Consider the following 14511-nt stretch of genomic DNA (forward strand, 5'->3'; position numbering starts at 1 on the left):
GGAGGTTCGCTGTCGGCACAGCGGAGACGGTGATACACCTTGTACCCTTGGGGAGATCGAATGCTCACCGGCCCCGCGGGCCGGCGAAAGCCGGAAGGAAAAGTAGGCACGGTGACCCAACCGCAGGACCCCCAGGAGAGCGCAGGCGACGAGACCTCCTTTCCGCCCCCGCCGCCATCCCGTCCCCGCCGTTCACAGCGGCGCCTCATCACGGCGACCTGCATTGCCGTCGTTCTGGGATTCACGGCCCTTGCCGTGCCCACCCCCTATATTGTCGAGGTGCCCGGCCCTGCCCTGAACACGCTGGGCACCGTGAACGAGAAACGCATCATCTCCGTCGACGGACACGACACCTACCCGGCCGAGGGTTCTTTGGACATGACGACCATCTACGTGCTCGGTGGAGCACAGACCCGCATTCCCTTCCTTCGGGTGCTCCAGGCGTGGGCCAATCCCCATGAGGATGTCTACCCCGAGGAAGCCTTGTACCCCCGCGGCGCAACGGACGACCAGATCAGCGACCGCAACGCGGCCGAAATGGACGATTCGCAGCAGAATTCGATAGCCGCAGCCCTGGGCAGCCTGGATATCGGGTACACCGAGCAACTACGTGTGGCCGGGCTGGCCACGAAGACGAACAAGGGGCTGTTGCAAACCGACGACGTCCTCAAGAAGATCAACGGGAAGCCGATTACGGATCTGGACATGCTCAAGGCGTCCCTCCGAGGCGACCAGGGTGAAACGCCGGAGCTGACGGTCATTCGCGCCGGGAAGAAGAAGGACATCACGGCGAAGACCACCATGGCCGACGATGGGCAGCGCCAGCTCGGCGTCTACCTCGGCACCCAGTACACCTTCCCCTTCGACGTGAAGTTCGGCCTGTCCAATGTCGGCGGTCCCAGCGCGGGCATGATGTTGGCCCTGGGGATCATCGACACTTTGACCGAGGGAGACATGACCGGAGGAAAAGCCTTCGCCGGAACGGGGACCATCGACGCCGACGGAAATGTCGGGCCCATCGGAGGGATCGCCCAGAAACTGGTTGGCGCGCAAAAAGGGGGAGCCGACTACTTCCTGGCCCCTGCCGCCAACTGCGCCGACGTCGTCGGGCGCGTCCCCGAAGGGCTCACGGTCATCAAGGTCTCGACCCTGGATCAGGCGCGGAAGGCGGTGGAATCCATCGGTTCCGGAGCCGATCCCGGTTCATTCCCGAGCTGCGGCTGAGGGCCGATGCCGACGGGCAATGGACGCAACACGACAGCGGGGTTAGCGAGTTGACCTGACTCAAGGCAGAATGGACACCGTGCCCCTTCTTTGCTGCGGGGTACCCAGTAGCTCGTACTGACGATGAGGTTTAATAAGTGAGTTTCGGTCCTGACAACCCGTTCGGTCGGCGCCCCCAAGGGTCCGGAGACGACGACGGCGGTGGCCAGCGGCCCGCCGCGCCCCCCAGAAAGTCCTCGCCACTGGTTCCGACCATCGTGATCATCGGCATCCTGGTGGCGGCGTTCATCTTCTTCGCCAACATCTACGCAGATGTCCTCTGGTTTAACCAGATTGGCTATGCCGGGGTGTTCTGGACCGAACTTCTGACCAAGGTCTCCGTCTTCGTGGTGGCATTCATCATCATGGCCGGTGCCATCTGGGCCAGTCTCCAAGTCGCCTTCAAGACGCGTCCGGTCTACGCTCCGGATCTGCAGGCGACCGACAACATCTCCCGCTATCAGGCGCAGCTCGAACCCATCCGGCGGCTTCTCATGTGGGGCATCCCGCTGGTGATCGGCGCGTTTGCCGCGACCGCAGTCGCCTCCCAGTGGCAGACAGTGCTGCTGTTCATCCACCAGGTGCCGTATGGGGAGGTCGACCCACAGTTCCACAAGGACCTCTCGTTCTACATGAACTCGATGCCGTTTTATGGACTGCTGGTGGGCTACCTGATCAGCGTCGTGCTGATCGCCGGGATCGCCGGGCTGTTGACGCACTATCTCTACGGTGGAGTGCGCATCCAGGAACGCGGCGGTGTTTCCATTTCCCGGGCCGCCCGACTGCACGTGAGCATCGCGGCGGCACTGTTCCTGTTGCTCCAAGGAGCGAACTTCTGGTTGGACCGGTACAACACCCTGGAGAACCAGGGAGGTCGGGTGGCCGGTGCGCTCTATACGGATGTCCATGCGGTCATCCCCACCAAGACGATCCTCGTCGTCGCAGCGCTCATCGTCGCCGTGCTCTTCGTCATCGGTGCCATCATGGGGCGGTGGAAGTTGCCGCTGGTCGGAACCGCCATGCTCGTGGTCACCGCAGTTGTCGCCGGGGGCATCTATCCGATGCTCGTTCAGCAGTTCCAGGTTGTCCCTTCTGAGAAGACGCTCGAGCAGCCGTACATCAAGCGGAATATCGAGATGACGCGCAACGCCTATGGGCTCGATGCCGTGCAGTCCAGTCCCTATAAGGCCACCGTGGACACGGCTAAGAACGCGTTGGCCAAGGACAAGGCCACCACCACGAACATCCGGCTATTGGACCCGAACCTGGTCTCCGACGCATTTGCCCAGTTGCAGCAGTTCCGTACCTACTACAAGTTCGCCCCAACACTGAACGTCGACCGCTATGAAGTAGATGGCAAGACGGAAGACACTGTCATCGCCGTGCGTGAACTGAACGTGGATACAACGGGCAGCTGGGTCAACCAGCACGTCACCTACACCCACGGCTACGGCGTCGTGGCCGCATACGGTTCCAAGGTGGCCCCGGGCGGGCGCCCGGAGTTCATGCTCTCCGGGATCCCGACGAAGGGTGTACTCGGCAGCGACTCCACCTACGAGCCGCGCATCTACTTCGGGGAGTACTCCCCTCAATACTCCGTCGTGGGTGGTCCCGAGGGGTGGGTCCCCAGGGAGCTTGACCGGCCGTCGGACAAGTCAGGGGAAGGCGATGCCAAGACCACCTTCGAGGGCGATGGCGGGCCGCTGGTCGGCAACTTCTTCAACCGCCTGGTCTACTCGCTGAAGTTCAGCTCCACTGATCTTCTGCTCTCGGACGCCATCAACAGCGAGTCGCAGATCCTCTACGACCGTGGCCCGAAGGAACGCGTCGAGAAGGTCGCTCCGTACTTGACGGTTGATTCGAACACATATCCCGCCATTATCGACGGTCGGGTGAAGTGGATAGTGGACGCCTACACCACCAACGATTCGTTCCCCTACTCGACCGCCCAGCAGCTCGATACGGCGGTCCGGGACTCGCTGACAGCGGATAACCGGACGAATGCCCTCTCCGGGAAGGTCAACTACATCCGCAACTCGGTCAAGGCCACAGTTGACGCCTACGACGGCTCCGTCGACTTGTACGCATGGGAGCCGGACGAGCCGCTGTTGCGGGCGTGGCAAGAGGTATTCCCCACCACGGTGAAGCCCCTGTCGGAAATTTCCGGTGAACTGATGAGCCACGTGCGGTACCCCGAGGATCTGTTCAAGGTGCAGCGAACCTTGCTCGGGGAGTACCACGTGACCAATCCTGACGACTTCTACGAATCCAATGACGCCTGGGCGGTCCCCAACGATCCCACCAAGTCGCAGACACCGGTCCCGCAGCCGCCGTATTACCTCTCGCTGCGCATGCCGAAGCAGGAAAAGGAAACGTTCTCGTTGACCAGCACGTTCATTCCAGCTACGAGTGCCGGCAGTGCGCAGCGAAATGTGCTCTACGGGTTCCTCTCGGCGGAAGCCGACGCCGGAGACAAGGCGGGGGTTAAGGCCGACGGATACGGAACCTTGAGGCTGCTGGAACTTCCGCGGAACACCGTGGTCCCCGGCCCGGGTCAGGCGCAGCAGAACTTCGACTCGAACACGACGGTGTCGACGCAGCTGAACCTCCTGCGGCAGGGTGCCTCTGAGGTCCTCAACGGCAACCTGCTTTCCTTGCCGGTTGGTGGCGGCATCCTGTACGTGCAGCCGGTCTACGTTCAGTCCACGGGTGAAACTTCGTACCCGACGCTGCGCAAGGTGCTCGTGTCCTTTGGCGACAAGGTTGGTTTTGCCGACACCCTGTCGGAAGCGCTCGACCAGCTCTTCGAAGGCTCATCAGGAGCGGTAACCAACGAAGGGGACGGCAACAAATCCCCGGGTAAGCCCGCCGACTCGGCTCCGGCCAATGCAGGACAGCAGCTCCAGGAGGCCTTGTCCGCTGCGGACGCGGCCATCAAGGCGGGTCAGGAAGCCCTCGCCAAGGGCGATTTTGCGGCCTACGGCAACGAGCAGAAGAAGCTCAGTGACGCCTTGGCCAAGGCCCTGAAGGCTGAAAGCGAGATCTCCGGCAGTTCGGACCAGGGTCAGAATGAGTCGGCTCCCGCCAGTGGCTCCGGCGGCTAGCGGCCAGCCCGTCTAGCGCGGGCCAACTGGTCCCGGGGACGGGGCAGCTGTGAGGGGCCGCGGTGTCGTGCAGTGATCTGCATGACACCGGGGCCCCTCGATTTGAGGTTCGGCACCGAAGATGGGATGCTTGTAGCACGCCGCGGGGTGGAGCAGTTCGGTAGCTCGCCGGGCTCATAACCCGGAGGTCGCAAGTTCAAATCTTGCCCCCGCAACGACGGAAAGGTCCCGGTCGATGGAAACATCGACCGGGACTTTTTGCATGCCCGGATACTTTGACCACAAACGCTTGGACCTCCTACTAAATACTTGCAAGACCTAGTATTATCGTGTCCAGCAATCCGCTCCGAGAGGAACAACTGGTGAATCAGGAAACCCCCATGCCGTCCGATGGTGCGCAGAACCCCTGGGTGCGCTTTGGTCTCTACGCCGCGGGCGCCGTCGTGCTCCTGGCGCTGGTGGTGCTGGGTGCCCGGTGGCTGACCGGCACGGGTCCGTTGTCGGATTTCATGGCCAAGTACCCCGGCCATGTGCCGCTGCCGGAAACTGCTCCCGTGGGGTTGCCCGCCTGGTTGGGGTGGCAGCATTTCCTCAATGCGTTCTTCCTCGTGTTGATGGTCCAAACCGGGTGGAAGGTGCGCACCACCCAGCGTCCGGCTGCCCACTGGGTGCGGAACAACAAGGGGCTGATCAAGACCAAGAAGCCGCCGAAGCGCATCAGCCTGGACTTGTGGCTGCACCTGAGCCTGGATGTGTTGTGGGTGGTCAACGGGATCGTGTTCCTCGTCCTGATCTTTGCCACGGGGCAATGGCGGCGCATCGTGCCCACCAGTTGGGACATCATCCCCAATGCCGTTTCGGCCGGACTGCAGTATGTATCGCTGAACTGGCCGTTGGAAAACGGCTGGGTGAACTACAACAGCCTGCAGTTATTGACCTATTTCCTCACGGTCTTCGTTGCAGCCCCGCTGGCCATCATCACGGGTCTGCGCATGTCGTCCATCTGGCCTTCAAAGGCCAAGAAGCTCAACCGCGCATACCCCATAGAAGCCGCCCGGGCGCTGCACTTCCCGGTGATGCTCTACTTCGTCCTCTTCGTCATCGTGCACGTGACATTGGTCCTGAGCACTGGTGCCCTGCGCAACCTGAACCACATGTTCGCCGCACGTGATGACCATGGCTGGCTGGGATTCACGTTTTTCGCCATAGCTGTCGTCGTCATGGTCGGGGCCACCTTCTTGGCCCGGCCGATCTTCGTCGGGCCCGTGGCTTCCATCATGGGCAAGGTGAGCCGCTAGCCAACCGCACCGGGCGGAACTTCGTCCGGGCACCACCCACGCCCCAACGGGCCGGAAGGACAGACATGTTCGAGCTCAATGACGAGCAACAAGCGATGGTCGAGATGGTCCGGGACTTCGCGACCGAAAATATCGCTCCACATGCGGAGCGGTGGGACCAGGAACACCACTTTCCCGTCGATGTACTGGCCCAGGCGGGCGAACTGGGAATGGGAGCCATCTACGCCGATGAGGAATTCGGAGGCTCCGGGCTCTCGCGCAGCGATGCCGTGCTGATCTTCGAGGAATTGGCACGTGCATGCCCGACCATCGCCGCCTACATCTCCATCCACAACATGGTCGCGTGGATGATCGATTCGTTCGGCGACGACGCCCAGCGCGAGCGGTGGATCCCCGGCATGGCGACCATGAACGAATTGGGCAGCTATTGCCTCACGGAGCCGGGGGCCGGTTCCGATGCGGCGGCACTTGCCACCCGGGCAGTGCGTGACGGCGACGAATACGTTCTCAACGGGACAAAGCAGTTCATCTCCGGAGCCGGCGCCGCAGCCTACTATTTGGTGATGGCCCGTACCGCGGACACCGGAAGCCGGGGCATCTCGGCCATCGTCGTTCCAGCCGGCACCGATGGATTGAGCTTTGGTGCCTTGGAGAAGAAGATGGGATGGAACGCGCAGCCGACCCGCCAGGTGATCTTCTCGGACCTTCGTGTCCCCGTCGGCAACCGCCTAGGTGAGGAAGGTGACGGTTTCGGCATCGCCATGAAGGGCCTGAACGGGGGGCGGCTGAACATCGGCGCTTGTTCACTCGGCGGTGGCCAGACGGCGTTGGAAAAATCCGCAGCCTACCTGAAGGAACGACACGCTTTCGGTGGCGCACTGATCAACCAGCAGGCGCTGCTCTTCGAACTGGCAGATATGGAAACGAAGCTGGTCGCGGCCCGGACTCTTCTCTGGCGCGCGGCAGCGGCACTGGACGACGGTGCGGATGATGCCCTGAAACTCTGCGCCATGGCCAAACGGGTGGCGACAGACGCCGGATATGAAACAGCCAATGCCGCCATTCAGCTCCACGGCGGGTACGGCTACCTGAGCGAATACGGCCTCGAGAAGATTGCGCGAGACCTCCGCGTCCACCAGATCCTGGAGGGAAGCAACGAGATCATGCGACTGATCATTGGACGGATGATCGCCGAAAAGTAGGCCACAGGTCACCACGATTTTGGGAGGTATCCACTTTCGTGTAGAGTCTTATCTCGCGACGCGGGGTGGAGCAGTTCGGTAGCTCGCCGGGCTCATAACCCGGAGGTCACAGGTTCAAATCCTGTCCCCGCAACGAAATAAACAGCCTCTGACTAGGAGAAATCCCGGTCAGAGGTTGTTTTCGTTTCCGCGACATTCTTCCCGGAGTCACCGGAAACTCACCGCATTCAAACCGACGCCTCCCCGAACGCCTCGAGCAGCGCAGCTGGGTCCGGTGCCAGGGCCCGCCGCTGCACGTAGTGCTTGCTCGTCACCGCCTCCGAGGAGTGCCCCAGCTGCTGCGACGCCGCGGTGAGACCCTCGGCGTTCGCCACGATGGTCCCCACGGACTTCCGGAACGTGTGTGGGGTGACCCACTCGAAACCGATGCCGGTCCGGGCGGCCCGACATTGCTTCCGGTAGTTGTTCGGATCCCGCAGCGTCCCGGACGCCGAAGGGAACACGACGTCGTATGCGTTTCGCTTTGCCTGCCGGACCTGCCGGCGCAACAGCATGTTCACCGCGAACCGGGGGAGCCGGTATGTCAGCTGCGATCCCGCGCTCTTCGGATGTTTCTGCCAGATCACGCCCTCGTGCGGGACGTAGACGGCGGTGCCTTGGATGGTGACTGTCGGGTGCTCGGCGCCGAGGTCGACGTCCTCCCACCGGATGACCAGCGCTTCACCGATGCGGCAGCCGGTGGCCAGCATGATGTCGATGACGTCGAGCAGGTCATTCGGACGTGGCCGGCCCGCCTTCCCGGTGTGATGCTGCCACTCGTTGAGCCCTGCCCGCAGCTCGGCGACCTCCTCAACGGTGAGGGCCCGGACCTTCTTCGGTGTGATGCGGACTTGCTGGACTTCCCGCATGGGGTTGGCCTCGATCACGTCGTTCGCGACGGCCACCCCCAGCAGTCCGAACAGGACGGCCTTCATGAGCTTCGCTGTGGTCGCTCCGTGGTCGTCGCGGACCTTCTTCATGAACCGGTTGAGACGGCTCACCCGGGCCTCGTGGATCTGCCATGCCCCGATGCCGGGGAGGACGATGCGGTCGAGGATGTCCTTGTACCGGATCCGCGTGTTGACCGCCCGGTCCCGGTCGGTACATTCTTCCCACCAGATGGGGGCGAGGTCGCGGATCCGTGATTCGCTGGTGAGCTCAACGGAGCCGGCCGCCCCGCGGTTGTCCAGGGACTTCAGGAGACGCCGCTCAGCGGCCGCTCCTGTGCGCCCGGTCGCCGTGACCTGCCGTGTGACCCCGTCGTCGTCCCTGTAACGGCAGGCGGCCCGCCAGAGGCCGGAGCCTTGCTCCTTACTGCTGATCTTCCCGTGGTGCCCGATCGCCAGCGGTTGCCTAGGCATCTCGACGGCCCTCCGCGTGGAGCTCGAACAGGAAGGACCGGTATGCAATGCGGAACCATGCCCGTTGAGGGGTCCTGGGCTGCTGCCGGGCTTCCTCGAACCAGACAAGGATGGCCGGGAAGACCTCGGCGACCAGCGCCTCATGCGCAACTGGGTCCGTGATGCCGTGCTCTTCTGCGAAAGCGTTGGGTGTCCGTGCCGCAGTGTCACGGTTTCCGAGCGACTCCGCGTAGTCCTCGGCGACTTTCAGAAGCATCTCCTTGAACGTGACCCGGTCGATCCAGTAAGACCGTTCGGCACCGATGATCTCGATATACCCGTTGACGCCCTTCGGCTCCTTGAACTCGCTCATAGGACTTCGCTATTCGGCTCGACAACGAGTCGCCCGAAGGCATCCAGACGCCAGGCCTCGTAGCCGAGGGTTTCCTCGTTGATTACTGCTTCGGCGTTTTCCTCCGGGGTCTGGCACTCGGGGCACAGGTTGCCGGTCACGACGCCTTTGGAGAAGACGATGTTCCAGTCGCCATGCCCGCGGTACCGGCGCCCGCACCTGCTGCACTTCACTGCCGCACGCATTTACCGGCCTCCTGCCACTCGACCATGACACCGCCTTCGCAGAGGACGTCGCACTTGAGGGGGGCCCAGCCCATGCGGTCCATGGCGTCCCGATGGTGCAGGCGTTCAGCGTCGGTCCATAGTGTGGGTTCGCTGCCCGCACAATCGGTTCTGTGCTCGACGTGGAGGAGCATGTGGGCAATGGCCTCCTCGTCGCCCCAGATCCCGTGGTGTGCGGTTGCGGCGGCGGTGTTCACGTCAACGACCAGGTACTCCCAGCCGGTGGGGGAGACGCGGCTCCACTTGGTGATCCCGAGGGTGCCGATGGGGATGTCATTCGGAGTGCGGAGCATGCCGTGGCAAGACGAGTGCGACAGGTGGCGGCGGAAGTCTTCGCGGGACCACTGATCCCACATCGGGCGGGCGGTGGCGGTAGCTTCGGTGATGGCACAGAAGGCCGCAGACAAGGCCCAGGCAACCGTGGATGAATGGAACGCCAAGGCGGCAGCAGCACGGGTCGACGCCCAGCAGCTCGACGCCGACGCGGGTGCCCAGATCCTCGCAGACGAGAGCGCAGCCGAGCGCATCACCCTGCAGATCCAGTCCCTCGAGCGGAAGGCCCGCGCCTACGACCAGGCAGCGACCGAAGCAGCCCGGAACCTTCACGCAGCCCAGCACGACGTGTTGAGCGCAGAGGCCGCGGAGCTGGAGAAGCAGGCGGCAGGCATCCGCAAGCAGGCAGAGAAACAGGAAGCCGAAGTGCAGAAGATCCTGGCGCAGCTCGAAGCCGTCGACGAGGCGAAGTGGGAGCGTGCCGAGATTCCCGGTGAGAGCACCGGGCACAGCACGCAGTCCTACGCGGGCAAGGCAGCGGGAATGCTGTGGGATGCCCTGGCCATTGAGACGCGGGCGCAGGTCATCCGGTATTGGCTGGCAAAGGGGAAGACGCCCGACGACTTGCGCGACCTGAACAACATGTTCGGACCGACGCACGATGTGCACATCACCGTGCTTGGCACGGACTACCTGGACAAGTACGGCGACCCGATCACTGACACATTGCGGCAGGCAATGTCCGCCGGCCTCACGTTCGCGTAGGGGAGTGTGATTCCGATGAGGGAAACCGGTGAGCAGACGGTAGCCGCCCACGTCGGGCCCACGTGCAGCCCTTGCGAATGCGGAGTAACCCGCTGCTGTGGGCTGCGAACGGGCGCATCGGAGTCCACCACAACCGCTCATCGGATCATCCCGACCATGACCAGTATCAAGGACCTGTAGGAGACACCGTGGACGTTCACCAGTCGACCATCCGGGAGCAAGCGCTCGCCGCCAAGTTCGCCGTGCAAGACCTGCTGGCCATGGTCGGCGAAGACCACGGAAGCTGCGCCGGACTCACGCTCGACGCCTACGCCGAATCCGTCCTGTGGAGCGCCGAGCTCGTCCTCCGCGACACGATCGCCGACTCGATCGAAGCGGCCAAGGCGTGAGCATCCACGACGGGGTCCTTTAGCTGGGCAAGGATGCACGCGCACGGCTGGGCAAGCTCAGCGACGAGCACATCGTCGCCCTCGTGCGGGCATGGGTCGAGACGTGGGATGGACTCGGGGCGGAGTTCACGGACGCACTCAACGACCTGATGGCAGGGGCCAAGGATGGCAGGGTGTCCTATGCTCAAGCCGCCCGGAACAAGCGTCTCGCTGCTGCCCTCGAGTTGGCCGCGACGCGCTCGCAGGAGTTGGCTGATCTCGTGGGGGACACGCTCGTCCCCGACCTGGCAGAAGTCGTCAGAGACGCAGCGGACAGCCAACGGGCGATGATCCAGGCACAGATGCCGCCCGGCGTCCCACTGTCCGCTGACGCGCTCACCGCGGTACCACTCGACGCAATCGTGAAACGGTCCACGGAACAGATTCACGCGCTCTCCAAACCGCTCGCCACCGACATGGCCGCAGCAATGAAGGCCGAGCTCGTGCGCGCGGTGGCAGTCGGCGACTCACCACGGGTGACCGGCCGGCGGATCCTGAAGCGTACCGAAGGCAAATTCAATGGCGGCCTGACCCGTGCCATGATGATCGCCAGAACCGAGGTCCTCGACGCCGGAAGAACCGCGGCTCTCGTCTCCGATTAGGCGTACCGTGATGTACTCGACGGCTGGGAATGGGGTGCATCGTTGGACGCAAGGACGTGTATCTCCTGCCTCGTGTAGCACGGTACCCGTCACGATGTAGATGAGCCGGGGCCGCTCGATCATCATCAAGGCCGTTGTGCCCGGATCCCCGTCACGAAGTCGTGGAAGGATCTCGGATTCGCAACTGTCGACGAACCGTCTAACGACATGCCGGACTCGCGGGAGTGGTTCGACAATCTAACGCCGGATACGCAGCAGAAGATCATGGGCAAAGCCCGGCTCAAGGCGTTCAACGACGGCAAGATCACGTGGGAGCAGCTATCCACTCGACGGGCTACTTCCGGCTGGCGCGACAGCTACCTCGTGACGCCGTTGAAAGACCTGGACATCAAGGCAGGCCAGCATGCCACTGTTTTCTAGAGCTTGTCGATGTGCTCGGGGCAGAACGCGCCGACTGCGGCCCCGTGAACGGTAACCAGCTCTTGGAGCGTGTACTCCACGCCGGCCGCAGTAAGGATGTAGTCGTTGACGTCGCTCGATGCCGCACCGTTGTCATACATGGTGCAGAACGATGTGCCGATCAACAGAAGATCTTCGTCGGCGGCATCGGTTAGTCCCGGCTGGGACTCACGGACCCTCTCCAGGAAGACGCCCTCCACAGGATCCGAAGCTAGTTCCGCTGTCGGAATGTCTTCGGCAGGTTTGCTCGATGCGGACGGCGCGGCTGGTTCATCTGTGGATGGTGCTACCGAACTTGGCGATGCCGTAGCCGGCGCCGAAGCGGAAGAGTTCGCGGCACAGCCACTTAGCGCAATGAGCACGGCGACGGACAGGACAGACGTGAGTGATTTCCCCCAAGTATTCATGGACATATTGAAGCATCAAGCACCGACGTTTAGGGAATCCAGATGCAGTGAACGCCCGTAGACTGTGGCCAGCCGTGGTGGCGAAAACATTCGTGGGGGGACGATGCGGACATTTTGGGTAGTCGTAGTTATTGGCGCGGCTCTATGGCTCGTGCTCAAGGTGCTCGGATGGATCATGGGACCCGCCAAAACTGAACCGGCAGCGATGCCCACCGTTGGACCACCCGACGCCAAACTAGTAGCACCCGTGCTGGCCAGCCGCGGGGAGAACGACAGCAGCACCGACCTCGACGACGACGGTTCCGACGAGGACGTGAAGATAGAGCACCTGACCTACCCGCGGCTTGCATACTTCCCCGACCTCCCCACAAAGCAACTGCGATGCGTCGGCACATGGGCATACGTCACCGACCAGGAGCGCGACAGGCTCAGGATCCGCACCGTCATTGCAGTCCCCGAACCGGACAACGAGTACGATCCCAACGCCGTGGCCATCATCAGGCACGACGGTAGGAAAGTCGGATACCTCACCCGTGCGCAAGCCGCCGCATATGTGGCACTCATCGCCAAGGCCGGCGCACTCAAACTCGACGCGACCACCAGCCGTGGCAGTATCCTCCTGAAACTCCCCACACTCCCTGCGCTGCGCAAGGCGGTGCAGAATGGCGGGCAAGCGTAATACCGGCGAACGCTACACGGACGAGGATCTGTTGGCCGAGTTTATACGCGAGGGCACGGTGGTTAGACACCACCCTGCAGCCGTCAAATTACCGCCGGCGCTAATGCGTCTGAAAATCTCTCCTGGACAGCTGAAACCATTCGTGGAAGTCCCCTTGGACGAGGTCTATTCGTGGCAGCACCTGGCGATATCGGTGCGCAAACTTGCCTTGCTTCCCGGAGAACCGCTAAACGTACAAAAGGTACTTAGGACACTCGCCAAGAATCATCGTGATGCAGGGCAGGAGGTGTCGTCGTTGCTGAGAGAAATACAGCGATGGGAAACGACGGCACTCTATTTCACTGGCGATATGGGCGAGCTCAGCGAAGACGAAAAATTGCCCTACGGTCAAACGCGATTTGTCAGCCTGACATTGGGGGACGCGGCCACGGACCACTCAAAGGGCATGACCAACAAACTGGACTCAATCCAACTGGCCGACATCTTCATAAACGGGAAGATGTTTCACGGAAACCCTGGTCAAGTAACCGTTTTCGAGAACGGCACACCATATTTCAAAGCTATATGCCAACAATCCGCGCAGTACCGGGTCAAGGGCGGCGCCTATTGGATTGTCAGAGCCTTGGGACTGATTGAACGGTACGGCAGCTCTACGGACTAGCGGACTCCCTGCGGGAGCTGTTGCCTTTGCTGACCCCCTGCCCCAAAGTTTCGCCACCGCCCCGCTCCCCATCCGCGATATGCCGACGCCTGTAGCCCGCCACGGTTTCCGTGACAGGCTGGCGCAACCCGTCGCGTGGCCTTTGCAACGGTCGGCCCCGGTAGGGCCAGGAATGAGGGTGTGAAACACCGGGCCTCCACTGGTTACGCGGGGGAGGCAGGAACGCGGGGACTGGAAGTCCTGGAGCCGCCACAGGAGGGGAGCCTGTGCCGATGCCGCGCACTGTTCGCGCTCACCGCTTATTCATCGGTATTAACGGTAACGATGGGTGATTACTCGGGAACATGAACTGACACATTCCCGTGTCGCCACTGGGATGCAGTGGACTGGATTGGACACGCGTGGACAGTGCGAGACGGTCGGATCATAACCCGGAGGTCACAGGTTCAAATCCTGTCCCCGCAACGAGAGAAGGACCCCCGATCAGGCATCTTGCCAGATCGGGGGTCCTTTGTCATGGCCGATGGGTCCGCATCCGCTAGGTCGCGGGCCCGCCAATGATCACGATCCGCTGGGAGTGGATTCCGGCTCGCCGGAGCCCAGCGCGGCGGTGGGAGCCCCGCCGGACTTCAGTGCGGCCAAGCGAGCCTCGACCTCGGTCTGTTCCCCGAGGTCCTCGAGCGATTCGAATTGAGCGTCCAGACTGGACGCTGACAGCTCCGCGGCCCCCTGCATACGGGCTTCCTCGCGACGGACCTTTTCCTCGAATCGCGACACCTCGCTGGTCGGGTCCATGATGTCGATGCTCTTGAGCGCATCCTGAACCTGTGACTGGGCCTGTGTTGCCTTGGCGCGCGCCACCAGCCCGTCGCGTTTGGCGACGAGCTCCTGCCGCTTGCCCTTCATCGCGTTCAACCCGCTTTTGAGCTTCTCGACGATCTCCTCCTGCGAGGCAATCGTCGGTTGGGCTGACTTGGCCTCGCCTTCGGACTGCATCTGGCGCTCGATGGCGATTTTGGCCAGATTGTCGAACTTCGTGGCGTCCCCGTCCTTGCCCGCACTACGGAACTCATCTGCCTTGCGCGAGGCTGCCAGGGCCTTATTGCCCCAATCACGGGCATTCTCCTGGTCCTCCTGATGGTCCTGCTGGAGCATGCGGAGGTTCCCGATCGTCTGTGCGACCGCAGTCTCGGCTTCGGCGATGTTGTTTGTGTAATCACGCACCATCTGATCCAGCATCTTCTGCGGGTCCTCGGCCGAATCGATCATCGAGTTGACGTTGGCCTTGGCAAGCTGGGCGATGCGTCCAAAGATTGACTGTTTGATCACGATGTCACCTTCCACTGGTTTTACTG

16 protein-coding genes and 2 tRNA genes are annotated in these 14511 nt (G+C 62.5%); 12 read left to right on the plus strand and 6 right to left on the minus strand.

What is annotated here, in order from left to right; translation table 11 throughout:
• The first annotated feature begins 111 nt into the window (after positions 1 to 111).
• From AC1MEQ_RS18130 to AC1MEQ_RS18155, 6 genes are all read left to right on the plus strand, one after another.
• Positions 112 to 1224 carry a YlbL family protein gene (locus AC1MEQ_RS18130; protein ID WP_479792713.1) on the plus strand — a complete coding sequence of 371 codons (1113 nt, stop codon included), beginning with the start codon at positions 112 to 114 and terminating at the stop codon, positions 1222 to 1224.
• Positions 1225 to 1361: 137 nt separating this feature from the next.
• On the plus strand, positions 1362 to 4367 hold the full coding sequence (locus AC1MEQ_RS18135; RefSeq protein ID WP_479792714.1) for a UPF0182 family membrane protein: 3006 nt from the start codon (positions 1362 to 1364) through the stop codon (positions 4365 to 4367).
• A gap of 141 nt (positions 4368 to 4508) precedes the next feature.
• Positions 4509 to 4582 (plus strand) — tRNA-Met (locus tag AC1MEQ_RS18140).
• A gap of 165 nt (positions 4583 to 4747) precedes the next feature.
• A complete protein-coding gene (locus AC1MEQ_RS18145; RefSeq protein ID WP_479796178.1) occupies positions 4748 to 5665 on the plus strand; it encodes a cytochrome b/b6 domain-containing protein in 918 nt (305 codons plus the stop codon).
• A 65-nt stretch (positions 5666 to 5730) separates the two neighbouring features.
• Positions 5731 to 6867, plus strand: a complete 1137-nt coding sequence (locus AC1MEQ_RS18150) for an acyl-CoA dehydrogenase family protein (RefSeq protein ID WP_479792715.1) — start codon at positions 5731 to 5733, stop codon at positions 6865 to 6867.
• A 59-nt stretch (positions 6868 to 6926) separates the two neighbouring features.
• Positions 6927 to 7000: transfer RNA gene (locus tag AC1MEQ_RS18155), tRNA-Met, on the plus strand.
• Between the two features lie 94 nt (positions 7001 to 7094).
• Here AC1MEQ_RS18155 and AC1MEQ_RS18160 read toward each other — a convergent pair.
• The 4 genes from AC1MEQ_RS18160 to AC1MEQ_RS18175 are packed head-to-tail and all read right to left on the minus strand — an operon-like array spanning position 7095 to position 9175.
• Entirely contained in the window at positions 7095 to 8267 is a 1173-nt protein-coding gene (locus AC1MEQ_RS18160) for a site-specific integrase (RefSeq protein WP_479792716.1), read from the minus strand.
• Entirely contained in the window at positions 8260 to 8619 is a 360-nt protein-coding gene (locus tag AC1MEQ_RS18165; protein WP_479792717.1) for a hypothetical protein, read from the minus strand. The genes AC1MEQ_RS18160 and AC1MEQ_RS18165 overlap by 8 nt, the downstream gene beginning before the upstream one ends.
• Positions 8616 to 8843, minus strand: coding sequence for a hypothetical protein (locus tag AC1MEQ_RS18170; RefSeq protein ID WP_479792718.1), 228 nt, complete (start codon positions 8841 to 8843; stop codon positions 8616 to 8618). Before AC1MEQ_RS18170 ends, AC1MEQ_RS18165 begins: the two co-directional genes overlap by 4 nt.
• Positions 8828 to 9175, minus strand: a complete 348-nt coding sequence (locus tag AC1MEQ_RS18175) for a hypothetical protein (RefSeq protein ID WP_479792719.1) — start codon at positions 9173 to 9175, stop codon at positions 8828 to 8830. Before AC1MEQ_RS18175 ends, AC1MEQ_RS18170 begins: the two co-directional genes overlap by 16 nt.
• A 91-nt stretch (positions 9176 to 9266) precedes the next feature.
• Here AC1MEQ_RS18175 and AC1MEQ_RS18180 point away from each other — a divergent pair, with 91 nt between their 5' ends.
• From AC1MEQ_RS18180 to AC1MEQ_RS18195, 4 genes are all read left to right on the plus strand, one after another.
• Complete coding sequence (locus AC1MEQ_RS18180; protein ID WP_479792720.1) at positions 9267 to 9920, plus strand: hypothetical protein; 654 nt, start codon at positions 9267 to 9269, stop codon at positions 9918 to 9920.
• 188 nt (positions 9921 to 10108) lie between these two features.
• On the plus strand, positions 10109 to 10309 hold the full coding sequence (locus AC1MEQ_RS18185; protein ID WP_479792721.1) for a hypothetical protein: 201 nt from the start codon (positions 10109 to 10111) through the stop codon (positions 10307 to 10309).
• An 83-nt stretch (positions 10310 to 10392) separates the two neighbouring features.
• Entirely contained in the window at positions 10393 to 10950 is a 558-nt protein-coding gene (locus tag AC1MEQ_RS18190; RefSeq protein WP_479792722.1) for a hypothetical protein, read from the plus strand.
• Positions 10951 to 11157: 207 nt separating this feature from the next.
• Entirely contained in the window at positions 11158 to 11370 is a 213-nt protein-coding gene (locus AC1MEQ_RS18195; protein WP_479792723.1) for a hypothetical protein, read from the plus strand.
• On the opposite strand, the gene AC1MEQ_RS18200 is transcribed toward AC1MEQ_RS18195, so the two are convergent.
• Positions 11367 to 11822, minus strand: coding sequence for a DUF732 domain-containing protein (locus tag AC1MEQ_RS18200; RefSeq protein ID WP_479792724.1), 456 nt, complete (start codon positions 11820 to 11822; stop codon positions 11367 to 11369). The two genes, AC1MEQ_RS18195 and AC1MEQ_RS18200, sit on opposite strands and share 4 nt — an antisense overlap.
• Positions 11823 to 12063: 241 nt before the next feature.
• Between AC1MEQ_RS18200 and AC1MEQ_RS18205 the strand changes: the two genes are divergently transcribed.
• Positions 12064 to 12495 carry an HIRAN domain-containing protein gene (locus AC1MEQ_RS18205; protein ID WP_479792725.1) on the plus strand — a complete coding sequence of 144 codons (432 nt, stop codon included), beginning with the start codon at positions 12064 to 12066 and terminating at the stop codon, positions 12493 to 12495.
• On the plus strand, positions 12479 to 13156 hold the full coding sequence (locus AC1MEQ_RS18210; RefSeq protein WP_479792726.1) for a hypothetical protein: 678 nt from the start codon (positions 12479 to 12481) through the stop codon (positions 13154 to 13156). Before AC1MEQ_RS18205 ends, AC1MEQ_RS18210 begins: the two co-directional genes overlap by 17 nt.
• A gap of 561 nt (positions 13157 to 13717) precedes the next feature.
• On the opposite strand, the gene AC1MEQ_RS18215 is transcribed toward AC1MEQ_RS18210, so the two are convergent.
• Complete coding sequence (locus AC1MEQ_RS18215) at positions 13718 to 14485, minus strand: PspA/IM30 family protein (protein WP_479792727.1); 768 nt, start codon at positions 14483 to 14485, stop codon at positions 13718 to 13720.
• Positions 14486 to 14511: the final 26 nt, after the last annotated feature.

It is taken from the genome of Arthrobacter sp. ASL1, from assembly GCF_056680475.1.

Excerpts from the sequence above, each read along its gene's own strand:
- AC1MEQ_RS18195 (WP_479792723.1), top strand. The coding sequence starts at position 11,158 with ATGCCGGACTCGCGGGAGTGGTTCGACAATCTAACGCCGGATACGCAG.
- AC1MEQ_RS18180 (WP_479792720.1), top strand. The coding sequence starts at position 9,267 with ATGGCACAGAAGGCCGCAGACAAGGCCCAGGCAACCGTGGATGAATGG.
- AC1MEQ_RS18150 (WP_479792715.1), top strand. The coding sequence starts at position 5,731 with ATGTTCGAGCTCAATGACGAGCAACAAGCGATGGTCGAGATGGTCCGG.
- AC1MEQ_RS18175 (WP_479792719.1), bottom strand. The coding sequence starts at position 9,175 with ATGCTCCGCACTCCGAATGACATCCCCATCGGCACCCTCGGGATCACC.
- AC1MEQ_RS18200 (WP_479792724.1), bottom strand. The coding sequence starts at position 11,822 with ATGTCCATGAATACTTGGGGGAAATCACTCACGTCTGTCCTGTCCGTC.
- AC1MEQ_RS18160 (WP_479792716.1), bottom strand. The coding sequence starts at position 8,267 with ATGCCTAGGCAACCGCTGGCGATCGGGCACCACGGGAAGATCAGCAGT.
- AC1MEQ_RS18145 (WP_479796178.1), top strand. The coding sequence starts at position 4,748 with ATGCCGTCCGATGGTGCGCAGAACCCCTGGGTGCGCTTTGGTCTCTAC.
- AC1MEQ_RS18210 (WP_479792726.1), top strand. The coding sequence starts at position 12,479 with ATGGCGGGCAAGCGTAATACCGGCGAACGCTACACGGACGAGGATCTG.
- AC1MEQ_RS18170 (WP_479792718.1), bottom strand. The coding sequence starts at position 8,843 with ATGCGTGCGGCAGTGAAGTGCAGCAGGTGCGGGCGCCGGTACCGCGGG.
- AC1MEQ_RS18165 (WP_479792717.1), bottom strand. The coding sequence starts at position 8,619 with ATGAGCGAGTTCAAGGAGCCGAAGGGCGTCAACGGGTATATCGAGATC.